We start from the raw sequence: 23,388 nt of genomic DNA, 5'->3' as shown, positions 1-23,388 counted from the left end.
GCTATCCTATTATCCCTGCGAGCAGTCCAAGTGGTAATTTGACATCTAAAAACACATCAAACAAAAAATATAAACCAATACTGATCACTACCGAAAAGATAAGACTTTTGACAGCGTTACCGGCAAACAGTAAACCGACCGCAAAAGACATAAGGATAGTAGAGATGATAAATCCTAAAGTCTCAAAAAGTAGACCATAAACTAATAAAGCAATGACGCAAAGAATAAGGTTTCTGATGATGGCTTTGTTATAGCCCAACTCAATAACTTTAGTAAATTGGGCGGGGCGAAAGGTGACAATCAAAGCGCCTAAAGCTAGCAGTGAGAAAATAAGAATGGGATAAGGACGAGGGCCAATAGGATCATAAGCAATAGGTGCGGTATAGCCATAAGCTAAGTAGATCAGACCAAAACAGACCAGAGCCATAAGTCCGGAAAATAGACGTTCCATAGTCATAAGATTTGTTCCTAACACTTGAAGCTAAAAAGGCTGGCAGAGACAGAACCTGACAGCCTTAATAAATATTCAACTTCGATAGAATAATTTTACTTAAAAGCGACTTTACTGAGCCTCTACCAGACCATATTCAGCAGAGAGATCACGTAGCTCGTTAGTGCGTCTATAAACGTACTCTTGCAGCTCATCGCCAGTCATTGAAAAAGGTAGTAGTTCACGCTGCGTGCGAATCTCAGCAAACTGAGGATCAGCAAGCATCTTATCAAAGCTTTGCTTCCACCAGTTGTAAGCTTCATCACTGACATCTGGGCCCATATAATAACCACGAACTACCGGCCACGTCACATCATAGCCTTGCTCTTTTGCTGTCGGAATATCAGCCATATTTCCATCAAGTCTTTCATCGGCAAACACAGCCAATACCCGCAGTTTACCCGCATCCACTTGTGGCATCAGCTCAGCAATACCAGCACTAACCGCACTAATATGACCACCCATTACCGCTGTAATGGCTTCACCGCCGCCCTCCATAGCGACATAGGTCATGTCACTAGGATCAACGCCGGCCGCTTTGGCTAAAATAGCGGTTTGCATCCAGTCTTGACCGCCAACACTGCCGCCAGCCCCAAAGCTAACTGATTTTGGATCAGTTTTTAAAACTTCTACCAAATCTTCTAGACTTTGTATAGGCGAATCCGTACTTACGGCTACTGCGCCGTAGTCCGTACCCACTCCAGCCAACCACTTCACATCTTCTTCAGTGAACTGGCCAAATTTACCTTGCGATAGATTGAGAATAGAACCAGTAGAGAAGGCAATAATAGCGTCATCATTGGCGCGATCATTAGCGACAATTTTATTATAAGCCACTGCCCCTACGCCGCCTGGCATATAAGTTACGCGCATAGGTTCTTCTAAGATCCCCGTTTCTTGCAAGCCTGTTTGTGCAAGCTTACAAGTTAAATCAAAGCCGCCACCTGGTTTTGCAGGAGCGATACACTCAGGACGTGATGGGGCTTTTAGCTCACTAGTAGCGCTAGCTGTAGTAGTATCAGCATTGGCATCAGTAGCCGTGGTTTCGCTAGCGTTGTTACAAGCAGCTAAAGATAATACAGAGAGGCCAAGAGCCAAATAAGATAGGTTTTTCAAAAAAACACTCCTTGTTTATTTTATTAACTCGAAAACTAAAAGAACTGCTGATTACTAGAATCTATAAACAGTTTTACAAGTACTATAAAAGTTGTATAGATTAATATTAAACTGCAAACTTATAAGAAATACAAGAATATTGTCAAGAGTTTATCAATAATTAAGAAAATACTCTTATATACTAATAAGCGAATGATGAAGTAAAAATCAAACGAACACAAGAAAAAAATAAAACCGATATAGCCTTATCAAGAAGCAAACAAAGAACTATAATCGTTTACTGTTCAGGTTTAAATTGCCAATCAGTAATAAAGTCTTGATGACGTATACTGCCATCAGCGTCGGTAAGCTTGGTCAAACATTCATAAGTTCTTTGTTGCCAGTAGTTATAGGCAGGTGATGACAACTGGCCGGTCAAGCGCAGCCAACGCAGGTAGATCAGCCAAGTGTTCATGACATCGGATTCGCAGTAGGTTGTCAGAGTATGCCAATCATTTTGAATCACAAGATCTCCCACCATACTGCCATCCACGTCAGTCTTACCCGGCAAACCATAGAGGCTTGCCACCACATCCATGGCTTCACGGCGACTGGCCCCGTATTGGCTAAACCGATCCATCAAGTCCAAATGACGTGTTTGAAACCGGTTGACATAATTATTAAAACGCATGTTTTTAATACGCTCGCCTTCCTCAAACAGCCAAGGCGCTGCTAAATCGTACTGCATCGCACGATAAATCAGCACCGGGATATCAAACCCAGAACCATTCCAACTGATGAGCTGCGGCAAGCTGTCGATATCGCTAAAGGCTTTGAAGAACTTACGTAAAATCTCCTGCTCTGATAGGTTTTCAGCACTGAGTGAAAATAAGGTTGTTCTCTCGCCTTGCACATAAAAGGCTGAGATACAAACTATACGCTGTAGGGGCAGACGCATAAAATCATGCCCAGCTTCTTGTATCCGAATAGCAGTGAGAGCGCTTAGCGTATCAGCATCATTAAGATCAGCCAGCTGCGGATAGATACGGCGCGCCGCTTTTGTGTCGGCTATAGTCTCAATGTCAAAGACCAGTACGGGATTGGAGAATAGGGTATTGGTCATAAATCATCCTAAACTTTTTATACCGCATTGTCGTCAGTATTAGTATCCTCAACACTGTATAGACCTGTCGATAGATAACGATCGCCGCGATCACATACGATAAAGACGATAACGGCATTCGGATTGGCTTTGCCCACTTGCAGCGCCGCCCAAGCAGCCGCTCCTGAGGAGACGCCTGCGAAAATACCTTCGGACTTAGCCAGTTTGCGCATATAAACCTCAGCAGTTTTTTGATCGACATCCATAACTTCATCGACCATATCTGCGTTATAAATACCGGGCATGTAGGCTGCAGGCCAGCGGCGAATACCAGCGATAGAAGCCTCTTCGTCAGGTTGTAGTCCGATAATTTGAATATCAGGATTTTGCTCTTTTAGATATTGTCCCACGCCTGTGATAGTGCCCGTTGTACCCATAGAGCTGATAAAATGAGTGATCTTGCCATCAGTTTGTTGCCACAGCTCAGGGCCAGTGGTGAGATAGTGAGCTTGACTATTATCAGGGTTGTTAAATTGATCGAGGACAATACCTTGACCGTCGGCTTGCATTTGTAGCGCCATATCACGTGCCGCCTCCATCCCTTCATCAACTTCGATTAAGGTAGCGCCATAAGCCGCCATCGCATCTTTACGCTCTTGGGTGGAGTTAGTGGGCATCAAAAGCGTGATTGGATAACCGCGCATGGCTGCCACCATCGCCAAAGCAATCCCCGTATTACCGCTGGTCGCCTCAATCAAGGTATCACCAGGTTTGATATCACCGCGCTGTTCAGCTTGATAAATCATATTAAAAGCAGGGCGGTCTTTGACAGAACCTGCTGGATTATTACCCTCAAGCTTACCTAATAACTGTGTGCCACTAGTAATTTTTTCTTCCTCAGGTAAGCGCTGTAATCTAACTAATGGCGTTTGACCGACACAATCAGCAAGATTGGTGGTTTGAGTGATAAAGTTGCTATTGGGGATGTTTGTAGATGACATAGAGTATCCTTTATTAATCTTAAATTTATAAGCTTTAAATTTTGAGCTTAGTTACTCGTTATAGTTTTTGAAAATTAGTAAGCAAAGCTGACATAGTTGGACTATGCTGAGAAATACTATATTAATTGTAGCACTTTGTTTTTGTCGATGTTTGGTGCATCAAAACCTACTGATAAAAGGTTAACAATTAAGTATAAATGGTTTATGCCTATAATAGAATAAATCAGAACATAGGTTTATGTGCAAGGGGCTGTTAAAATAATCGTTATAGTCACATATGATAGTCAAAGAAGGTAGAGCATGATACACAAAAAACGCTTTGACACTAGCAGCGCTTATGGTCAGCTGATCATATTGGTGTTTTTGCCTATCTGTATACTGGCTGCAGTAGGCGGGATTTTGGTTTTTTATGAAACCATGCGAGCTAGTGATTCAGAGCAAGAGGCTTTAGCGGAAGCTGTGCTCATCCGCTATGCACCGATGGTCGTTGATCTTATCCCAGATTTACTGGATCAAAAAAGCGTACCGCTAATAATCAATCAAAACCTTGATTCAATCTCACTACCTCCAGCCAATAGTAGCGTACCATTTATTGATCAAAATACTTCCGCAGCCAACACTACTACCAGTACTTTGCCACAAAATGCTAGGGTAACCTTAGCCACTATTCATGACAAGCTTAGCCGTATGCAATCGGAGCAGCATGTACAGCGCACAGCTATTATCAATCAAAATAATCAAGTACTAGCTACGGTTGGTTACGGAACTGATGAAGTCTGGCCATCTATAGACCCCTCACAAAACTTTTTATCAAAACAGCCGACGCCTATTGGTACCGCTTATGGTCGTCTGTTAGGTGATTTTGAAGGTCAACGGTTATGGCTGCTAATTGATATGGACAACGAGCCGCTCTACATAGCTCGCTATCGGATTGCTATGTCACTGGCGATTACTGGTTTGTTTACTATTTTGATGTTATTACTTAGCTTAAACATTTATGCCAAACGCTGGATTGCGCCTATTTATGAGCTACGATTAAAGCTACAAAGAACCACCGTTGATAATTTATATAAGCCAATTCTTATAGAATCTGATGGCGAGATAAATCTATTACAACAAGATTTAGTGAGAACTTTACGGCGTTTGCATTCAAGCTTTCAAGAGCTCAAAGACCATGCTGAACAAACCGAAGATGACTTGCGTCTGGCTTTTGATGAGATGGAGATGCAAAATATCTCCATTCGCAATGCCCGTGATGCGGCCATCTCAACCAGCCAAGCTAAGTCTGCTTTTTTAGCCAATATAAGCCATGAGCTGCGTACGCCGCTTAATAGCATTGATGGTTTTATTAATCTGCTGGCGCGTCATGGAGGGCTTAATTCTGAGCAGGACCTGTATGTACAAACTATTCGCAAATCGTCAGCCCATCTGCTGGCCTTGGTTAACGATGTTTTGGACTTCTCTAAGATCGAAGCGGGAAAACTGGTATTAGATTGTCATGAATTTGACCTCTACGATACTATTTATGATGTGGTTGATATGCTCTCGCCGGTGGCCGCAGAAAAAGGACTACGCATGGCAGTCCTCTTTTATAACGATGTACCGATGCAGGTCAACGGTGATGCACTACGTTTAAAACAAGTACTGACTAACATCGTTGGCAACGCTATTAAGTTCACTGATAGTGGTAATGTGGTGGTGCGAGTAAGTTTGGATGATCATCGAGATAATTATCTGATGATTAGCGTCCAAGATAGTGGTAAAGGTATCTCAGCGGCTGATCAAAAGATGTTGTTTCAAAGCTTTAGTCAAGGAGATCCTTCGGTTACTCGCCAGTATGGTGGCACCGGTTTGGGTTTGGTGATCTCAAAACAGTTGGTACGACTGATGGGCGGTGATATTGGTTTTTATGACAATGTGCAAGAAAACATCGCCAAGCAAGGCGCTACTTTTTGGTTTCGGATGCCAGCTCATGTCGATGTGCTAGAGGCTGCGACAGGGCAATCCATTGAACCGCCAGTTTTAGCACCATTGCTCGCTGACAATGATAAATTTAATGTCCTAGTTTGGATCAATCATGTGGCATCAAGACAAGTGCTCAAAGCCAGTTTACAAAATCTGCCCATTAAGCTGACTCAAGCAAACTCCTTACCTGGAGTGCTCGAGTCTTTGAAAGAACATGGCAACTACTGGGACTGGGTGATTGTTGATAACGATACCCAAGACGATATGATGGCGCTACTTAAACAGATTCGTCTGCATTATCAAGGTAAGCTTGCGGTGTTTGGTTATCAAGTTGCAGCGGATCAGGCACTTTTGAACCGTTATCATGCCAATATCTTGTACGAACCTTTAGATAAGCGGCAACTATACGCCATGCTTGATACTCGAAAGAAGAGCGCACCAAAGCTGACGCAAGAGCCAATTTGGCAAGGGGTAACGGTATTGGCTGTCGATGACCACCTGCCTAATCTGCTGGTATTAGATGCCTTACTTAGCGAGCTTGGTATTCATGTGATTACTGCCAGCAGTGGCTTTGATGCTATTGAGATGATTAGTAAACAACAAGCCAAAAATACTAAGCATTCAACAATCAGTACTAATCAGCGCAGTTTGGCCAGTAAAACTCAAACCTCCAAAGCAGAAGACCGCGCCCAGCTTAACAAAGTGGCAGCCACTAATATAAATGCAGAGGAGCAAATGCCTACTAATTTGCTAAATAACTCATCAAACAAGTTTCAGGACAAAGAGAGTATTGATCTGATTTTTATGGATATCCAAATGCCGCGTATGTCAGGACGAGAAGCGGCGCAGCAAATTCGTAAAATTGAAGGCGCTGATAGCCATATTCCTATTATCGCGTTAACGGCACATGGTTTATCTGATGAGCGTGAAAAACTAATAGCTAGCGGTATTGATGATTACGTCGGCAAACCTATCAGTCAACCACAATTATTACGAGTGCTACAAAAATGGCTAGGTCGTACGGCTACTGCGCGTGCGTTGCTCGAAGAAACCGTTAATAACGTCACTTCGCCTACTGAGTCGCTACCTACAAATGAGCATAGTACTGAACTTAGTACTGAGCCTAATATAGCGGTGCACCATACGATCAACCAAAATATCTCTACTAATAAACCATCAGATAGAAAAGTGACACGCCCATTATCTCTTAAAAAAATTCGTGATGATTATTTGCGAGACAGTCAGCCGCGTGACGACTATATGTTAAAGCCTACAAGCGATAATCAATCACGCTATGGAGATAGGCAGTATCATGAATTGCAATATGAAAGACAAAATCAAGCCTTGTTAGAAGATCAATCCATACCTCATGATGAGCAACAATACGGTGAAATAAAAGACTCAAAGCTCTCTCGATTAGAGGCTAACCCATCCAAAAGTCCCGCTTCAACAGCAAGTGCTATTGAGGAATTAGATATTTTAGACTGGCAAGATGCATTAACTCGCTCTGCCCATAAGCCTGAATTAGCAGCTAAGCTCATTATAATGATGCTTGATACTATCCCTGATGAAAAGGAAGCTTTGCATCAAGCGTGGCAAGCACGTGACCGTTATGAGCTGGCACAAATTGCTCATCGTATTCTAGGCGCTAGTCGTTACACAGGCGTGCCGCAGCTACGCCAAGCCAGCCAAAACCTAGAAGATAAGTGTCTGTTGAACGTCCAGCACACCACACCCATTCAGTTTGCGATGCTCAAACCCTATTATGAAGAGTTGTTGCTGGCATTAAGTAACTTACAAACCCTTGATCTATCTTTTTATCCGCAGCTTGATTATCATCGTCTTAGCGAAAACGATATGATTTGGAAGATGATATAGACTCATACTAAACCTAAAAAAAACTACAATAGTCTTATAAGTAAGCCCTAGTAACGCAGTGGTCAATGATTAATACGGCACCCCGATATTTGGCCTGCTACTATTAGCTTTAGTTATTCATCATTAATTGACTATTGACTTTAAATACTCATAATTTTAAACGCTCACTATTTAAGTATTAAGGATTACCATGCACGCTATTGCCACTTATCAATATCAGACGCTACAAGTCAGCGTTACTGAAAATATTGTAACCGTTACTATCAACCGACCCCAAAAAAAGAATGCTATGAGCTTTCAAGTAGTCAATGAGCTGATTGCCGTGGCCGGACGAATTAGTAAAGACAAAACCTTGAGGGCGGTGATCCTCAATGGCGCTGAAGGAGTGTTTTGCGCGGGTATCGATTTGGGAGATTTAAACCAGCCTAAGAATCAAGCCTTTGCGTTTTGGGAATTGATAAAACCGTGGCAAAGTTTGTTTCAAAGGGTATGTCTGGTTTGGCAGGAGGTGCCTATTCCTGTGATTGCGGTACTAGAAGGTTACTGCATTGGTGCCGGTATGCAACTGGCATTAGCCTGCGATATACGCATCGCTCATCCTGAGTGTAAATTGTCTATTATGGAAGCTAAATGGGGCTTAGTACCTGATATGGGTTTGACGCAATCGGCACTAGGGGTGGTACGTGCTGATATTTTAAAAGAGCTAGCGATGAGCGCGCGTACTATTGATGCAGGAGAAGGGCAGACATTGGGGCTTGTCAGTCATTGTAGTGAAACGCCACTTGAGCACGCGCAAACATTGGCAATGGAGTTTACTAAGCGCTCTCCTGATTCAGTACTTGCCAGTAAGCGTGTCATCAATGCTATGTATCAGCAGTCCTTTGCTACCTTGTACAAAGAAAAGACGTGGCAATTGAAATTAATGCTAGGACGAAATCGTAAACTGGCTATCAAAAAAGCCAAAGATGCTAGTATTGAGTTTGCAAAACGTCAATTTGGCTAGGCATTTTTTAATAAAAATGTTTTACACTGAATATTGTTTTATATGTAGATAATAGTAACTTTAGAGATAAGTAATATTAGTTATTATTATGTTAATTAAACTTAACTACCCATTGAAATTCAACTAGACAGAACGATATAGCAGTGTCTACTTATCGGCTGATACGATAAGGGCACTAATAACACTGATAGAAAACGGTCAATGCCATGTCTTCCCCAAAATCTGCTTCAAACAACCAACCAATTACCAGCTCAAGAGTGCGCTCATCAGAGCTACCTGTTGCTTGGATTATGATGCTTGGGCTTATCGTTGCCATAGGGCCATTGTCTATTGACATGTATTTGCCTGCAATGCCTGCAATGGGCGATAGTTTTGGGGTATCAACAGCCTTTATAGCAAACTCAGTGCCAGCGTATTTTGTCGGCTTGGTATTCGGGCAGCTGTTCTATGGTCCTTTTAGTGATCGTGTTGGACGCGTCAAGCCTTTATATATAGGTATGACGTTGTATGTTATTGCCTCTATCATCTGTGCGACAACTGATAGCGAGTATGTGCTATTCGCAGGACGTACCTTGCAAGCTCTTGGTGCCTGCGTAGGAGCTGTGGTCACTCGAGCAGCGATTCGTGATCGCCTTACCGCTAGGCAAACGGCCAAAGCTTTTTCGATTATGATACTGGTCATGGGCTTAGCGCCAATTTTAGCGCCATCGCTTGGAGCGCTATTTTTGCAGTTTTTCGACTGGCCCTCTATATTTTGGTTCTTAGCAGCCTTTGGGGTACTCAATCTATTACTAACTAAATTTTTCTTCTTTGAAACCTTGACCGAAGAAAACCGTAACGCTCGCCCTGCAAAAGAGGTGCTGAGTCAATACTGGGAGCTACTCAAAGACCCCACGTTTAACTATCCAGCGATTGGCGGTGGCTTATTAATGGGCGCAATGTTTGTTTATATTAGCGCCGCCTCTGAACTGATTATGGATACTTACGGAGTTTCAGCAACGCATTTTGGTTGGATTTTTGGCTCGAATGCTGCAGGTTTTGTGGCGCTAACTCAATTAAATCAATGGCTGACCAACCGTTTTCGTATTCTAAGTATTTTGCGCTTTGGTGCAATGATGCAGGTGATCTCTGCAGGTGCGCTATTTATGACAGGTCTACTCTTTGGTACTGACGCCTGGTTGCCATTGGTATTAGGCTGTATTTTCTTTTGTATCGCAGGTTTAGGTCTAACTCAGCCTAATGCTTCAGCTATTGCCTTGGCATTTCAAAAACGCCGTGCTGGTATGGCAAGCGCCCTACAAGGCTCTTTGATGTTTTCAGTTGGTATTTTTGGTGGATTATTAGTGAATCTATTTCCAGTCAACCCCGTACTTAAGATTGGTATTGCTATGTTCGTACTGATGAGCTTGGGCAGCTATTTGATTTGGCAAATTGATCGTAATTTGAACCTCGATGACGCTGAATAGGATCGATAAAATTAACTAGCTTGTACTAAAAAGCCTTCATACGCTTACTACGTATGAAGGCTTTTTTATGTCCGCATTGATTGATACGCGACTCTGTCCAAAATTACATCTGTGGTTCAACTTATCATCAATTAGTTATCCATATATCATTAGCAATCGTAATGATAAGTACCATTCACTATTCACCGTTTATCATTTCATCTATCCATTCATCTACATTTATATTCATAATGATTGATATAATAAAAATACTAAACTATTATCTAGTTTAGTTAGTGTATAAATTTAGACCATGGAATTAGGTACAGTGTTGTCAGGTTTTTGAAAAAAGACAACTACTTTTAAATTTTAAGGATGAACTATGAATACGTTATATCAAATACTACCAATTATAATGGGTGTCGGTCTATTGGGTTGCGGTAATACTAGTAGCACCAATAATACAACTATGCCCGAGAGCAGCACGCCAGCCATTACTGAAACTAAAGAAGCGTTCGTTAGTAAGTTACCGGATTCCGCACCAGTGGTGAAAGTGTCCTCTGATTCAGACTTTGCACCTTATGAGTTTAAAGATGAGTACGGTAAAGTTACTGGGTTTGATATAGAGCTTATGAACTACATCGGTGAAGATCAAGGCTTTAGAGTAGAGAACTATACGGATCGTTGGGAGGAGATGTTCGTAAACTTAGACAACAAAAACCGCGATATGCTTGCCGCAGCTATTCCTTATAGTGCTAAGCGTGATAGCAAATACTTACTGTCAAACCCCTATGCACCGCTGCCGTCCACTCTCTTATATTTAGACAATACACTAAATATTACCTCCTTAGACGACTTAAGTGATGTAAAGATAGGGGTACTTGACGGTACGGTACAACACGAGTACTTTAGCAGTGGTCAATTTAGAGTGAAGTCTGTAGAGCCTTACGTAACAACTTTTGCTGCTGTACAAGGCATGGCAAAAGGCGAAGTTGATGCTGTAGTTGAGGACTCTGCCGCTCTTCGTCATATCATGAGCGAATTGCCAGATCTCCAGCCTAACTATTTTGATTATGAAGACATCCATGCAGAGAGTGCCTACAAAGTTCTTATTATTGATAAAGATCAGCCCGAACTACTCGAAAAGGTAAATGCAGGTCTAAAAAACTTAATAGATGATGGTACTTATGCCATGCTAACGACAAGATGGTTTGGCGAGGATTTAACAGCAGATGTCTTGCAGCAAAAAAAACCACAAACCAAATCCTAACTTAATACTTGGCCAAAAAGCACTCAAATATAAATGATGTTTGAGTGCTTTTTTTGTTTTTATTTAATAATACTTATTTGCCAAATTCAGTTAAATTTTCTTGCTTCATTGCCGCAACATCTAGTTGTCGTATTGAAAATCAAACAAACACATCAAACAGTGGCATAGCTCTTGCACAACTATTGTTGATCCTATAGCTCATTGTTTCTCATAGGACTGCTGTATATCAGGGAACAGAAAACTTTCTAACTTTCAAGGATGGAATATGAAGCAATTATACAAAGTACTTCCAGTAGTACTAAGCATAGGTTTATTCGGCTGTGGTAATAACAATAACGCCAATACCACAACTAAGCCGGAGAGTACTAAGCCTGTAGTGACTGAGACCAAAGAAGTGTTTGTCAGTAAACTGCCTGATTCAGCGCCAGTAGTAAAAGTTGCTACCGAAGCCAACTATGCACCCTATGAGTTTAAAGACGAATATGGCAACGTTACTGGCTTTGATTTAGAGTTAATGCGCCAAATTGGTGAGGATCAGGGATTTAAGGTGGAAGTCTATAACGATCCTTGGGAGGATTTATTCACCAACGTAGACAATAAGAGCCGCGATATGATTGCAGCAGGTCTTTCATACAGTAAAGATCGTAATAGCAAATATTTACTTTCAGACCCTTATGTACCTCTGCCATCAACACTTTTATATATAGATGACTCATTAAGTATCAATTCAATGAATGATCTAGGCAATATAAGAGTTGGTGTCTTGAGCGATACCGTACAATATGACTATTTTACTCAAGATAGTATCAATGTTAAGTCTATAGAACAGTACCCAACTACTTTTGCTGCAGTACAAGCGATGGCACAAGGGGATATTGACGCTGTTGCAGAAGATAGCGGGGTCTTACGTTACCTTATGAACGACTTACCTGACCTGCAGCCTCACTATTTTGATTATGAAGACATTGGATCAGAAGCAGCGCGTAAAGTCCTTGCTATTGATAAAGGGCAACCTGAACTCCTTGAAAAAGTAAACTTGGGGCTAAAAAGTTTAAAAGAAAACGGAACTTACGCTAGTTTAACCACCAAATGGTTTGGTAAAGACCTAACTAAAGATGCATTAACGCAGCAAGAGATGGTTCTATCTAATCCTTAATATTCATAAACAGCTATTACAAACTATTAAGTAAGAATCAACTTTATTAAAGTCGTTTAAATGTGAGTTTGCATTTGAATGACTTTTTCATATGTAACTTCATTTTTAACCGTTATTTTGTAAATGAAGTGGATATATTAAACAGTGGCACAGCTTTTGCATAATAAGAAAAAGGTTACTTTCTGATTTTCAAGGATAAGATATGAAGCAGTTATATAGAGTACTTCCTGTAATGTTAAGCGTTGGTCTGTTTGGTTGTGGCAATAATAATACCGCTACTACGACAACGACAACGGCACCAGAAAGCGCTACGCCAGCAGTTACAGAAACTAAAGAAGAGTTTGTCAGCAAACTCCCTGATTCAGCACCAATTGTTAGAGTGGCTACCGAAGCCAACTATGCGCCTTACGATTTCAAAGATGAGTTCGGTAATGTGACTGGGTTTGATGTAGAGCTGATGCAACAAATTGGTGAAGATCAGGGTTTTAAGATTGAGCTCTATAATGATCCTTGGGAAGATCTATTTGAGAATCTAGATACTAAAAGCCGAGATATGATTGCAGCTGGGACTACTTATAGTGAAGAGCGTGCTAGTAAGTACTTACTTTCAGATCCGTATGTTCCTTTACCAGGGACCCTTGTCTATGTAAATGAGGCATTAAATATTAACTCATTAAATGACTTGAGCAATGTAAAAATTGGCGTACTAAGTAACTCAGCTCAGTTTCGTTACTTTACTAAAGATGATACAACTATTGAAAGTCTAGAAGAATACCCAACTACTTTTGCTGCCATACAAGCTATGGCGCAAGGTAAAGTTGACGCTGTCGCCAGTGATTCAGGTGTGATTCGCTACACTATGAATGAACTACCAGAATTGCAGCCCAAATATTTTGATTATGAAGGGATAACCTCTGAGACGGCTCGTAAGGTATTTATCGTTGATAAAAACCAGCCTGAACTGCTTAAAAAGCTAAATACAGGACTACAAGATCTCAAAGATAACGGTACTTATGCCAATTTAACGACTAAGTGGTTTGGTACTGATCTGACCAAAACTGCTTTGGAACAACAACAAAAGCTTTCTGCAGTTGAGTAAGACAACTAAGTAATTAGATAAATTATAGTCTACACCAGAAACACTCGGCTCATCAATTATGTGCTGAGTGTTTTTTTTATGGGTAAGTCTTATTCTCTTGACTCTCCAAACTGGTATTTATGCTTCGTTAATCAGATGCTTCTGTAGATGGAAAACCTAAATCAATGTTACAAAGCTGATATAGAGACTATGATTAATGGCATGCCTATTGCATATATTACGATGCTCTAATGATTGTCGGTTATTATCTAGTTTCCGAACTTAAGAATCTTTTTTATTACCAAACTAGCGACCAAATACCGAATTATAAATTAACTATAAAAGTTACTATAAATTTTTCTAATGTAACTTTAGTTAACAAAAAGTATTTTATTTTTAATGGTTTTTTAAATTGTAAATGAAGGTTTTTCAACTTTTAGGATAAGTTATGAAGCAGTTATATAGGGTGCTACCTGTTGCACTAAGCGTTGGTCTATTCGGTTGTGGCAATACTAATACTACTACGCAGCAAAGTACTACCGCACAAGAAAGTACTACACCAGTTGCTCCAAAAGTCATCGAAACTGAAGAAGAGCCGGTAAGCAAGTTGCCGGATACAGCGCCTGTGGTTACTGTCGCTTCAGATCCTGATTACGCGCCTTATGTGTTCAAAAACGAATATGGCAATATGACTGGGTTTGAGATAGAGCTTGTGCGCTCTATCGGTGAGGATCAGGGCTTTAAAGTTGAAAACTACAATCATAAATGGGAGTTTATATATGATGTATTGGATACTAAAAAGCGCGACATGATTGCAGCAGGTATTCCTTACAGTAGCGAGAACGCTAGTAAATATCTGATTTCAGACCCTTATGCGCCGCTACCACCAACAGTTGTGTATTTGGATGATTCTTTAAACATTAAATCATTGAATGATTTGAGTAATGTGAAAATCGGTACGACGGTTAATACGATCGAATACGATCTATTTAGCAGCGGCGACTTTGCAGTGAAATCGGTAGATTCCTATGACACGATCTTTCAGGCAGTACAAGCCTTGGCACAAGGTAAGGTTGATGCGGTTGCTGGAGACAGTGGTGTTCTTCGTTATACCTTAAATGATCTACCCGAGTTAAAACCCATATTTTTTGATTATAGAGAGCTTAACGAACCAGCTTCTCGTATAGGTTATGTGATTGATAAAGACCAGCCTGAGCTGCTTGCAAAAGTAAATGCTGGGTTAAAGAATCTTAAAGAAAATGGTACTTACGCAACATTAACGACTAAATGGTTCGGTAAGGATTTGACCGCTGATGTTCTAGAGCAAGAAAAGATACTAGAAGCAGCTTCAGCACCATAAACTAAGTTATACCTTGCTCTAGTTTACTAGGTATTAAGTATAAATTATCTCCATATTAATAGGAATTGGCTATGGCTATATCAACTATGAGCGATAATTCGCGTTATCGTGGTTTGATTTTGTCGATTGCAGCCTTTTTAGCACTAATTGGTGCGTTACTGGCTTTTACGTTTTACACCTCAAGTGTTCTAGAGCGTAATACAGCATTAGTAAATGTATCTAACAAAGCTGCTAACGATGCTCAATCAGTGATTAAAGATTTGTTCGATTTGCAAGGAAGCTTGGGTGAACATATCAATTCGCCCCACCAAATAGAGGTTCGAGAAAGATTAGCAGCCAATACTCAGAGTATTGAACAGCTACTGAGCGGTATGAACACAGGATCAGCTTATGTTAATAGTGAAGGACTTAATACTGATATTCCTGAGCTGACGAACGCAAATGAGAAAGCGGCGTTAGCAGGTGCTCAGCAAGAATGGAGTAAACTAAAACCGCTAATTGAGAATTATCTCGACGGCGCTGACAATATTTTGGTGGATTCGTCAAACGAGCTAGCACTAGCTTATGAGCAGGCAAAAACCTCTAGTTTGCTTATGAACGACTCGCTTGACGAGTTGACTGAAGAGGTATATGAGGCATCAGAGAGTCAAGCAAACTTGATTCGTTTGATTCAGATATTAGGGGTTATCGCTATTTTTGCTTACTTCCTAATTTTCGTATTCTTCTTTGTACGTCGTCTTCGCGAGACAGATGCCGAAGTATCGGCAGCTCGCCGTGAAACGCAAGAGATTATGCAGACAGTTAACACCGGTCTATTCTTGCTTGATAAGGATCTAAATATTGGTCAGCAGCACTCAAAAGCGCTTAATAACATCATTGGTACTGATAAATTGGCCGGAGAGAACTTCGCCAGCGTACTACGTGGCCGTATCTCAGATAAAGATCTAAATACGACACGTCAGTTCGTTGAACAGCTCTATAATCCGCGCGTTAAAGAAAAACTTGTTGACGATCTTAACCCGCTACACAAGGTTCTACTAAATAACGCTTCAGGTGAGCAAGGGTCAGACAATCGCTTTTTAGATTTCAAATTCTCACGGGTTTATGAAGATAAAGATATTGCGCGTATTTTGGTTAACGTCAGCGATGTATCAGACGCTGTGTATTTAGAGCAGCGTCTCGAAAAAGAACGTTCACAAAACGATATGCAGATAGAGATGTTAACGACTATTTTAAACGTTAACCCTAAAATTATTAACGAATTTATTAGTAATACCAAGTCTCATATCGACAAGATGAATAACATCTTGAAAAACCCAGGTAGCTCACAATATGAGCTTGAGGCGAAACTAAACTCTATTTATCGTGAAATGCATAGCTTGAAAGGCGAGGCATCTGCTTTAAAACTGCATAGCTTTACTAAAATCGCTACAGATGCTGAAGATAAACTGAGTGCGCTACAAAACCAAGGCAAGCTATCAGGTAATGACTTTTTACAACTAGCGGTGCATTTGGATGATCTACTGAGTCTGTCTAATACGATTGAAACCTTAGGCGAGCGTATTAATCAATCAGCGCCAGCCGCTGCTAAAGAGACCAAAGCTACAGAATCTGTAGTAGCAGATATTGAATCCTTAACGGCAAATCGCGATCAAACCTTGGATGCTTCCACGCACCATGTAGATGTAACCAGCAATAAGAATGGTATTGATGCAGACGAGACTGATAATTATCTGCTGAGCTACTACCAAGACTTTGCGCAAGAAATCGCTACAAGACAAGGTAAAAAAGTACAGCTTAATAGCGATTCGTTTACACAAACACAAATACCAGAGAGCCTGAAAAATACGGTCAAAGAGATCGGTATCCAGCTACTACGTAACGCTGTGGTACACGGTATTGAAAAACCTGATATCCGCCAGTCAACAGGTAAGCCTGCCATTGGCAATATTAACCTAGACATGCAAAGTAATGCTCAAAACCTGACTATTACTCTGCAGGATGATGGTCAAGGTATCGACTATGAGCGTATTCGCGATAAGCTAATTGATAAAGGTCGCTTTAGTAGTGAAGAAGTCGGTCAGTTCAGTCATAGTGAGTTACTCAAGCAATTGTTCTCCTCAGGTTTTTCGACCAAAGAGTATGCTGATGAAGATGGTGGACGCGGTGTTGGTCTAGATATTATTGAGGCTCAAGTGAAAGAGCATGACGGTAAAATTGATGTAGATAGTGAGTTCGGTAAAATGACACGTTTTGTCATTACCTTACCTAAAGCTTAATTAAGGATATAAATTAGATATGTATAAACTAATGATTGTTGATGACTCCAACATTATTCGCAACCGAATTCAGCGCGCTTATGATTCAGGCAACTTTATGTTGGTTGCTACGGCAACCAGCGGAGTCCAAGCCATTGAAAAATTTAATGTGCATCGTCCTGATGTTATTACGATGGATTTAACCATGCCGCAAATGGATGGTCTTGAATGTATCGAAAAAATCATTGCCATCGATCCAGAAGTACGTATTTTGGTGGTTTCAGCGCTGTCTGATAAAGCGACTGGCATTGAAGCATTATCGTTAGGTGCCAGTGGATTTTTGTGCAAGCCTTTCTCAGAGGAAGATCTTGTAGAGTCCTTGTATGAGCTCATGCAAGACTAATATCACTCATTGATGCAAACAGATACAAGATTGAAGAAAATACTATGAAAGAACAAAAGCTACAGATTTTTTTAGATATTATTAGCAATTATTTTAATCAGTTTGGTGGTGAGGAGCTTATCGCTGACACGCCTTACTTATTAGAAAATAAACAGCCTAAAGTTCATGACTATACTGGTGTGATTGGTATATCAGGAGTGCAAAAAGGCGTGGTTTATTTTTCAGCAACTCGTGCATTACTTTCATCCATACTAGATAAAATGGGTGAGACTGATAATAGTGAAGAGATGTATGTCGATCTTGCAGGTGAAGTGGCCAATACGATCGCTGGTAATGCCCGCACTGAGTTTGGTGGGGAGTTTCATATCTCTGTACCATTTGTGTTCAAAGGCGCGCCGCAAAGTATTATGCTACCGAGCGATGAGCGCTCCTTTATCATTCCTATTACATGGCACTCGCAAGTCGGCGAGATTGTGATCTGCCTGCAAGACTAGTAATTAAGCTGACATGTGTTAATTATATATGGCGACTATATCTGTAATAATTATACATGTGATGACTATGGACAATAATATATTATGGTTAATGTAGAGAAGCTAGGTGTGTTTCTAAGTTCGATCAATGCATTTTTTGCGCAGATTGACGACACAAAAGTGGCCATTGATACCCCTTATTTGAATAACAATAAAAATGCTCTTGGTTATGACTATAGTGGAGTTATAAAAATATCAGGTCCTCTCAAAGGCTGTGTTTATGTCAGTGCCCCTAGTGTGATGCTGCGAGAGGTTATTAAGGTTATGGGCGAGCCTGATTCGTCTATTACTATGATGAAAGATCTACTAGGTGAGATGGCTAATACCATCTCAGGTAATGCTCGTACTGAATTTGGTTCAGAGTTTATCATCTCACCGCCACAGATTGTTGAAAGTGCGCCGGGCATGTCTTACTTACCAAAGGATCGCCACAGTTATATTACTCCATTTACTTGGCGTGGCTATAACGCAATGATTGGTATTTGTGTTGCTTAGTCAAGCGCTAGCGGCTTAAGAACAAACTGCTACTCAAAGTAACACTCAAAAACGGTGCTCAGGCGCCGTTTTTGTATTTCACTGTTTTTAGATTTCGCTTTTTTTAAATTTCATAACAAGCATTGATTTTAACGCTCAATGCCTCGATATACATAAAGTATCAGACAAACATCTCTATAACTTATCTTTACTCCTGTACAAACTGCTGGAGCTTACAATGAGTTATATGATAAAATACAGCGCAGCTATTTTTATGATTTATGTAAAATATGATAATTTGAATGATAGCTCAATTTTTAACTAACCAATGACACACACATCATGGTAAAAAATTGCTGGGTGTTTGGTGACTTGATTAATTTGCAATAGCAAAGTTTTGCATAATGGTAGTAAGTTATGTAGATGCTTTTTATAGTAGCAGATGCGTGTCACTAAATAGGCAGTTTTTGTGGTGTGGAGGCATAACCCAATTAATAGGATAAGTAACATGGCTAATCAAAACCCAACACAAGTTTCAATGCGCGACTTATTACAAGCTGGCGCTCACTTCGGTCACCAAACACGATTCTGGAATCCAAAAATGGGTCCTTATATCTTTGGTGCACGCAATAAAATCCATATTATTAATTTAGAGCATACCGTAAAAGCTTTTAATGATGCCCTTAATTATGTAAATGGTCTAGCAGCTAAGAAAAATAAAGTATTGTTCGTCGGTACTAAGCGTGCAGCAAGCGGTATTATCCGTGAACAAGCACAGCGTGCTGGTATGCCTTATGTAGATCATCGCTGGTTGGGTGGTATGCTTACCAACTGGAAAACGTTACGTCAGTCAATCACTCGTCTAAAAGAGCTTGAAAAGCAGTCAGAAGATGGTACGTTTGCCAAACTAACTAAGCGTGAAGCACTTGAGCGTACTCGCGATATGGAAAAGCTTGAGCGTTCATTAGGCGGTATCAAGGATATGGGTGGCCTGCCTGATGCTATCTTTGTCGTTGACGTTGATCATGAAGCGATTGCTATTAAAGAAGCTAAAAATCTAGGTATTCCAGTTATCGGTATCGTTGATACCAACTCTAACCCCGATAATGTTGACTACATTATCCCAGCAAACGATGATGCTATCCGTGCGGTGTCGTTATATGTTACTGCTGTTGCAGATGCGATTATCGCTGGTAAAGAATACGCACAGACTCAAGCGAGTGGTAAAGCAGATCAAGAACAAGCGCCTGCAGATACTGCAGATGCTAATAATACCTCAGCGAGTAGTACTGATGCTATTGAACAACCAGTAGAAGCGCCTGCAGTAGAAAACCCAGCAGAAGCACAAGCTGACCTGTAAGTAGTTTGTAATATCACTAGCAAAAATTAATACTTTACTAGTCAGTGATCTGATAAATAGGCATGATGCAGTATTACTCGTCATGCCTTATTCTTAGTACACCAATCTTAGTAAAATATACTTAATTAGTGAACCTAATTAGTAAACATAGTACGCTAAATTCATAAGAAGCTGACTACAGTTTGAATATCTTTGTTACTATTTGACTGTATCGTTTTAGCTAACAATAATGAGGTAATTGATATGGCACAAGTATCCGCCAAAATGGTAAAAGAGCTGCGCGACCGCACTGGTCTTGGTATGATGGAATGTAAAAAAGCATTAGAAGAAGCCAATGGTGATGTTGAAGTTGCTATTGATAACTTGCGTAAGTCTGGTCAAGCAAAGGCGGCTAAAAAAGCAGGTAATATCGCTGCTGATGGCGCTATCATTATCGCTCAAAATGATAAAAAAGCTTTTTTATTAGAAGTTAACTGTCAAACAGATTTTGTAGCAAAAGATGATAATTTCACTGCGTTTGCTGAAAAAGTAGCTAATCTTGCACTAGAAAACAATACCACTGATGTCGCTGCTATATCTGAGCTACCTTATGGCGATGGTCAAACGGTTGAAGAAGCTCGCGTATCACTAGTACAAAAAATAGGTGAGAACATCCAAGTACGCCGCGTTGAAAGCATTGAAGGCAACAACCTAGCTTCATACCGCCATGGTCTACGTATCGGTGTTGTAGTATCTTTTGAAGGTGGTACTGCTGAGACTGGTAAAAACCTTGCTATGCACATCGCCGCCTTTAACCCAGTTGCTGTAGATGATGAAAGCGTATCAGCTGATGTATTAGCTCGCGAAAAAGATATCATTGAAGCTAAAGCCAAAGAATCTGGTAAGCCTGACAATATCGTTGAAAAAATGATTGAAGGTGGCCTACGTAAGTACCTAGATGAAGTAACTTTACTACGTCAGCCTTATGTTATGGACAATGACAAAAAGGTGGGCGACGTTCTAAAAGCAGAGGGCGTAAAAGTACTTGGCTTTAAACGTTTAGAAGTTGGCGAAGGCATCGAGAAAAAGCAAGAAGACTTTGCTGCTGAAGTTGCCGCCGCGCAAGCATCAGCTAACAGCTAATTTTAGCTTGATAGTTATTGATACAAAAAGCCCGTTAAATAAATAACGGGCTTTTTGTTGCTATTAAATGTGCTATCAAAACAATGTCATTAAAACGATGTCATTAGCACTGAGTTATTAGATCTGCTTTTAACCATTTAGCGTAGGGCGGCATAGGCTGAGTTGGCGTAACTGGCGCTAGCGCTGTTGTTGCTGGTACCGTAACTGACCGTTTGCATATCACTATTAGTAGTAGTAGATGAGTTGCTTGCATTTATAGTACTGTCAGATAGCCCAGCATCATTTTTATATAAGCTATGATAACGACTCATCACGCTTTTAACGTAGTTACGAGTCTCCTTGAATGGAGGAATGCCACCATATTTATCAACATTGCCTTCTCCAGCATTATAACCAGCAATAGCGTATTCAATATTGTTGTTGAAGCGGCGCATAAGCCAAGCGATATATTTAGCTGAACCTTCAATATTATCTGCAGGGTTCCAAGGGTTGCTGACTTTAAAACGGCTTGCTGTAGCAGGCATTAGTTGCATTAGACCTTGCGCGCCGACAGGGGAGCGAGCATTGGGGTTAAACGCTGATTCGGTATGCATCATCGCTTTCATTAAGCCTGGATCAACACCATGACGCGCAGCAGATGCACGGATATAAGTGTCATAAGCGTTGCGAGTTCCGCTCTTGCTAGCAGAGCTGTTACCATAATTGGCACTACTTCCACCATCATACATTTTAGAATCTTTATAATAGGTGACTTTTACTTTTTTGGTAAATTTATCGAAATTACCACTTGGATTGACATTCGTAAGTAGCACTTGTCCGCCCTGATCTTTATAGATATACATGTTGCCAGCTTGGGCAGTAATCGTCAAAGTAGATAAAGTAAGCGCAGTTAGAGTTAATAAAGTAGAAGATAGGTGGCGAGTAAATAAAGGCACAGTTTTCATTAGCGTATTTTTCATCATATAGATATCACTTTTCATCGAATAATAGCAAATGACTCTATTTATAGGCTTATCGTCTGACCTATTAAAATAGCTATCATAATCACAAATATAATCACAAAGTTTTGTAGGAACCGTTAATAGTATAGAACTATGCAAGAATTACGCCTAAGAAAGCCACTTGCGGCAGATACAAAAAATAATAAGTGCTTACTATAACATATAATAACAGTTGACCCTATAAAAACGACGGGATGCACATGACATTAAAGTAAACAAAAAGTGAGGTTATTTAAGGACTTACTACCTTAATAAATGGCGCTAACGAAGACAGGTACCCAGATGGCTGTAAGCAGACCATTTACTGCCAAGCCAAATGCTGCATAACGGCCTGCTGTTGAGCTAATTTGCCAAGCTTCTACTGTACCAAAAGCATGTGCAGCAAGTCCTAGTGCAAGACCTTTGGCACGGTCATCTTTAATACTGCGAAACAAAAACCGACCCAAAGCACCACCTAGAAGGCCTGAGACTATAATGATGAGATTGGCCATTGCAAGTGGCGCTGCAATAAGATCTGCCACGCTAAGTCCAATAGGGGTGGTGACCGAGCGCGTAGCAAATGCTAAGATAGTATCTTTGCTTAGCGCAAACAGATAAGCCAACGACATCGGTAGTAAAGCGCCAACTATACTCGCTATTAGTACGATGATCGATAAGCGCTTAACGGGCAATCCTTTGAAGTTCATAGCAGCAAGCGGAATGGCGAGCAATACGGTTACATAACCCAATAAATGATCAAATACTGGCTTCGCCACTGCATAATAATGATCATAATCCCATTGCAAGATAACTAAAAACACGATGACCAATACTAGCGCAGTGATGACCATCGGTAATCCAGCCAGTTTTTTGGCCAGTACACGAGCGCTTACATGTGCAACTAAAGTCAATAGTATGGCTGCAAGAGTCGCCATTATTACGCTATCAAAATGCATGGCTACTCCTTGGGCTCAATGATTTTTTGGGTATCACTAATAGGATTGTCTGAGCAGTCATTTAGCCAGCGATTGGCCAGTAGCCCTAAACCCCAAAGCGGAATCAAGGTGCTGATAATCATAGTCAGCATAATTCCCCATAGCTCATCACCTAGCTGGAATAACAGTATTCCAGCGCCTGCTGATACAGGTAGAAAGGCAAAACCGCTATCGACCAATAAGGTGTTACTGGCACGAGTCAACCATTTTGGTAATCCTCTAAGCCTGCGCCAAGTTATCAAAATTAGAAACATAGCCACTAACCCCACTATATTGGCCGCTTTTTCAATACCTGCCCACTGACAGATGACAACTGCCGATTCACGAACGACGATCACCATAATGAGGGTCAATATCAAAGCCTGCCATAACGGCAAGCTCGAGTGCAAGGAGGCTTTCATAAACATGCCCTAGTAATTG

20 protein-coding genes are annotated in these 23,388 nt (G+C 40.8%); 13 read left to right on the top strand and 7 right to left on the bottom strand.

What is annotated here, in order from left to right:
- Window position 1: 1 nt before the first annotated feature.
- From ACR63N_RS12555 to cysM, 4 genes are all read right to left on the bottom strand, one after another.
- Window positions 2-457, bottom strand: a complete 456-nt coding sequence (locus tag ACR63N_RS12555) for a tripartite tricarboxylate transporter TctB family protein (RefSeq protein WP_367104618.1) — start codon at window positions 455-457, stop codon at window positions 2-4.
- 105 nt (window positions 458-562) lie between these two features.
- Window positions 563-1,606, bottom strand: a complete 1,044-nt coding sequence (locus ACR63N_RS12550; RefSeq protein WP_367104619.1) for a tripartite tricarboxylate transporter substrate-binding protein — start codon at window positions 1,604-1,606, stop codon at window positions 563-565.
- Window positions 1,607-1,883: 277 nt separating this feature from the next.
- The gene (locus ACR63N_RS12545; RefSeq protein ID WP_472782108.1) at window positions 1,884-2,708 is read right to left on the bottom strand and encodes a 3'-5' exonuclease; all 825 of its coding nucleotides are present in this window, start codon (window positions 2,706-2,708) and stop codon (window positions 1,884-1,886) included.
- Window positions 2,709-2,725: 17 nt separating this feature from the next.
- Window positions 2,726-3,688 carry a cysteine synthase CysM gene (gene cysM, locus ACR63N_RS12540; RefSeq protein ID WP_472782107.1) on the bottom strand — a complete coding sequence of 321 codons (963 nt, stop codon included), beginning with the start codon at window positions 3,686-3,688 and terminating at the stop codon, window positions 2,726-2,728.
- 300 nt (window positions 3,689-3,988) lie between these two features.
- On the opposite strand from cysM, the gene ACR63N_RS12535 reads away from it, so the two are divergent.
- The 13 genes from ACR63N_RS12535 to tsf all read left to right on the top strand — a co-directional run bounded on the left by ACR63N_RS12535 (window position 3,989) and on the right by tsf (window position 20,993).
- Window positions 3,989-7,531, top strand: coding sequence for an ATP-binding protein (locus ACR63N_RS12535; protein ID WP_472782106.1), 3,543 nt, complete (start codon window positions 3,989-3,991; stop codon window positions 7,529-7,531).
- 190 nt (window positions 7,532-7,721) lie between these two features.
- Window positions 7,722-8,534 carry a crotonase/enoyl-CoA hydratase family protein gene (locus ACR63N_RS12530; RefSeq protein ID WP_367104623.1) on the top strand — a complete coding sequence of 271 codons (813 nt, stop codon included), beginning with the start codon at window positions 7,722-7,724 and terminating at the stop codon, window positions 8,532-8,534.
- A gap of 206 nt (window positions 8,535-8,740) precedes the next feature.
- Window positions 8,741-10,000, top strand: a complete 1,260-nt coding sequence (locus ACR63N_RS12525; protein ID WP_367106565.1) for a multidrug effflux MFS transporter — start codon at window positions 8,741-8,743, stop codon at window positions 9,998-10,000.
- Between the two features lie 361 nt (window positions 10,001-10,361).
- Entirely contained in the window at window positions 10,362-11,249 is an 888-nt protein-coding gene (locus tag ACR63N_RS12520) for a substrate-binding periplasmic protein (protein ID WP_367104625.1), read from the top strand.
- Window positions 11,250-11,514: 265 nt separating this feature from the next.
- The gene (locus ACR63N_RS12515) at window positions 11,515-12,405 is read left to right on the top strand and encodes a substrate-binding periplasmic protein (protein WP_367108454.1); all 891 of its coding nucleotides are present in this window, start codon (window positions 11,515-11,517) and stop codon (window positions 12,403-12,405) included.
- A gap of 202 nt (window positions 12,406-12,607) precedes the next feature.
- Window positions 12,608-13,504 carry a substrate-binding periplasmic protein gene (locus ACR63N_RS12510; RefSeq protein WP_367108453.1) on the top strand — a complete coding sequence of 299 codons (897 nt, stop codon included), beginning with the start codon at window positions 12,608-12,610 and terminating at the stop codon, window positions 13,502-13,504.
- Window positions 13,505-13,931: 427 nt separating this feature from the next.
- On the top strand, window positions 13,932-14,843 hold the full coding sequence (locus ACR63N_RS12505) for a substrate-binding periplasmic protein (RefSeq protein WP_367104628.1): 912 nt from the start codon (window positions 13,932-13,934) through the stop codon (window positions 14,841-14,843).
- A 71-nt stretch (window positions 14,844-14,914) separates the two neighbouring features.
- Window positions 14,915-17,122 (top strand): ATP-binding protein, encoded by a 2,208-nt coding sequence (locus ACR63N_RS12500; RefSeq protein WP_367106568.1) that lies wholly within the window; start codon window positions 14,915-14,917, stop codon window positions 17,120-17,122.
- 19 nt (window positions 17,123-17,141) lie between these two features.
- Entirely contained in the window at window positions 17,142-17,504 is a 363-nt protein-coding gene (locus ACR63N_RS12495; RefSeq protein ID WP_367104630.1) for a response regulator, read from the top strand.
- Between the two features lie 44 nt (window positions 17,505-17,548).
- Window positions 17,549-17,998 (top strand): chemotaxis protein CheX, encoded by a 450-nt coding sequence (locus tag ACR63N_RS12490; RefSeq protein ID WP_367104631.1) that lies wholly within the window; start codon window positions 17,549-17,551, stop codon window positions 17,996-17,998.
- An 84-nt stretch (window positions 17,999-18,082) separates the two neighbouring features.
- Complete coding sequence (locus ACR63N_RS12485) at window positions 18,083-18,532, top strand: chemotaxis protein CheX (RefSeq protein WP_472782105.1); 450 nt, start codon at window positions 18,083-18,085, stop codon at window positions 18,530-18,532.
- Window positions 18,533-19,019: 487 nt separating this feature from the next.
- Window positions 19,020-19,871 carry a 30S ribosomal protein S2 gene (gene rpsB, locus ACR63N_RS12480; RefSeq protein ID WP_472782104.1) on the top strand — a complete coding sequence of 284 codons (852 nt, stop codon included), beginning with the start codon at window positions 19,020-19,022 and terminating at the stop codon, window positions 19,869-19,871.
- A gap of 243 nt (window positions 19,872-20,114) precedes the next feature.
- A complete protein-coding gene (tsf, locus tag ACR63N_RS12475; protein WP_367104634.1) occupies window positions 20,115-20,993 on the top strand; it encodes a translation elongation factor Ts in 879 nt (292 codons plus the stop codon).
- A gap of 137 nt (window positions 20,994-21,130) precedes the next feature.
- Here the strand turns inward: tsf and ACR63N_RS12470 are convergent, their stop codons facing one another.
- The 3 genes from ACR63N_RS12470 to ACR63N_RS12460 form a co-directional block, all read right to left on the bottom strand.
- Entirely contained in the window at window positions 21,131-21,952 is an 822-nt protein-coding gene (locus ACR63N_RS12470) for a lytic transglycosylase domain-containing protein (protein ID WP_472782747.1), read from the bottom strand.
- 290 nt (window positions 21,953-22,242) lie between these two features.
- Window positions 22,243-22,929: an LrgB family protein gene (locus ACR63N_RS12465; RefSeq protein ID WP_367104636.1), complete on the bottom strand. Its 687-nt coding sequence runs from the start codon at window positions 22,927-22,929 to the stop codon at window positions 22,243-22,245.
- Window positions 22,930-22,931: 2 nt separating this feature from the next.
- The gene (locus tag ACR63N_RS12460; RefSeq protein ID WP_367106571.1) at window positions 22,932-23,369 is read right to left on the bottom strand and encodes a CidA/LrgA family protein; all 438 of its coding nucleotides are present in this window, start codon (window positions 23,367-23,369) and stop codon (window positions 22,932-22,934) included.
- Window positions 23,370-23,388 lie beyond the last annotated feature (19 nt).

It is taken from the genome of Psychrobacter sp. M4 (genome assembly GCF_055699795.1).
Note: the sequence above shows the minus strand (reverse complement) of the source record. Positions and strands in the feature narration are given on the sequence as shown.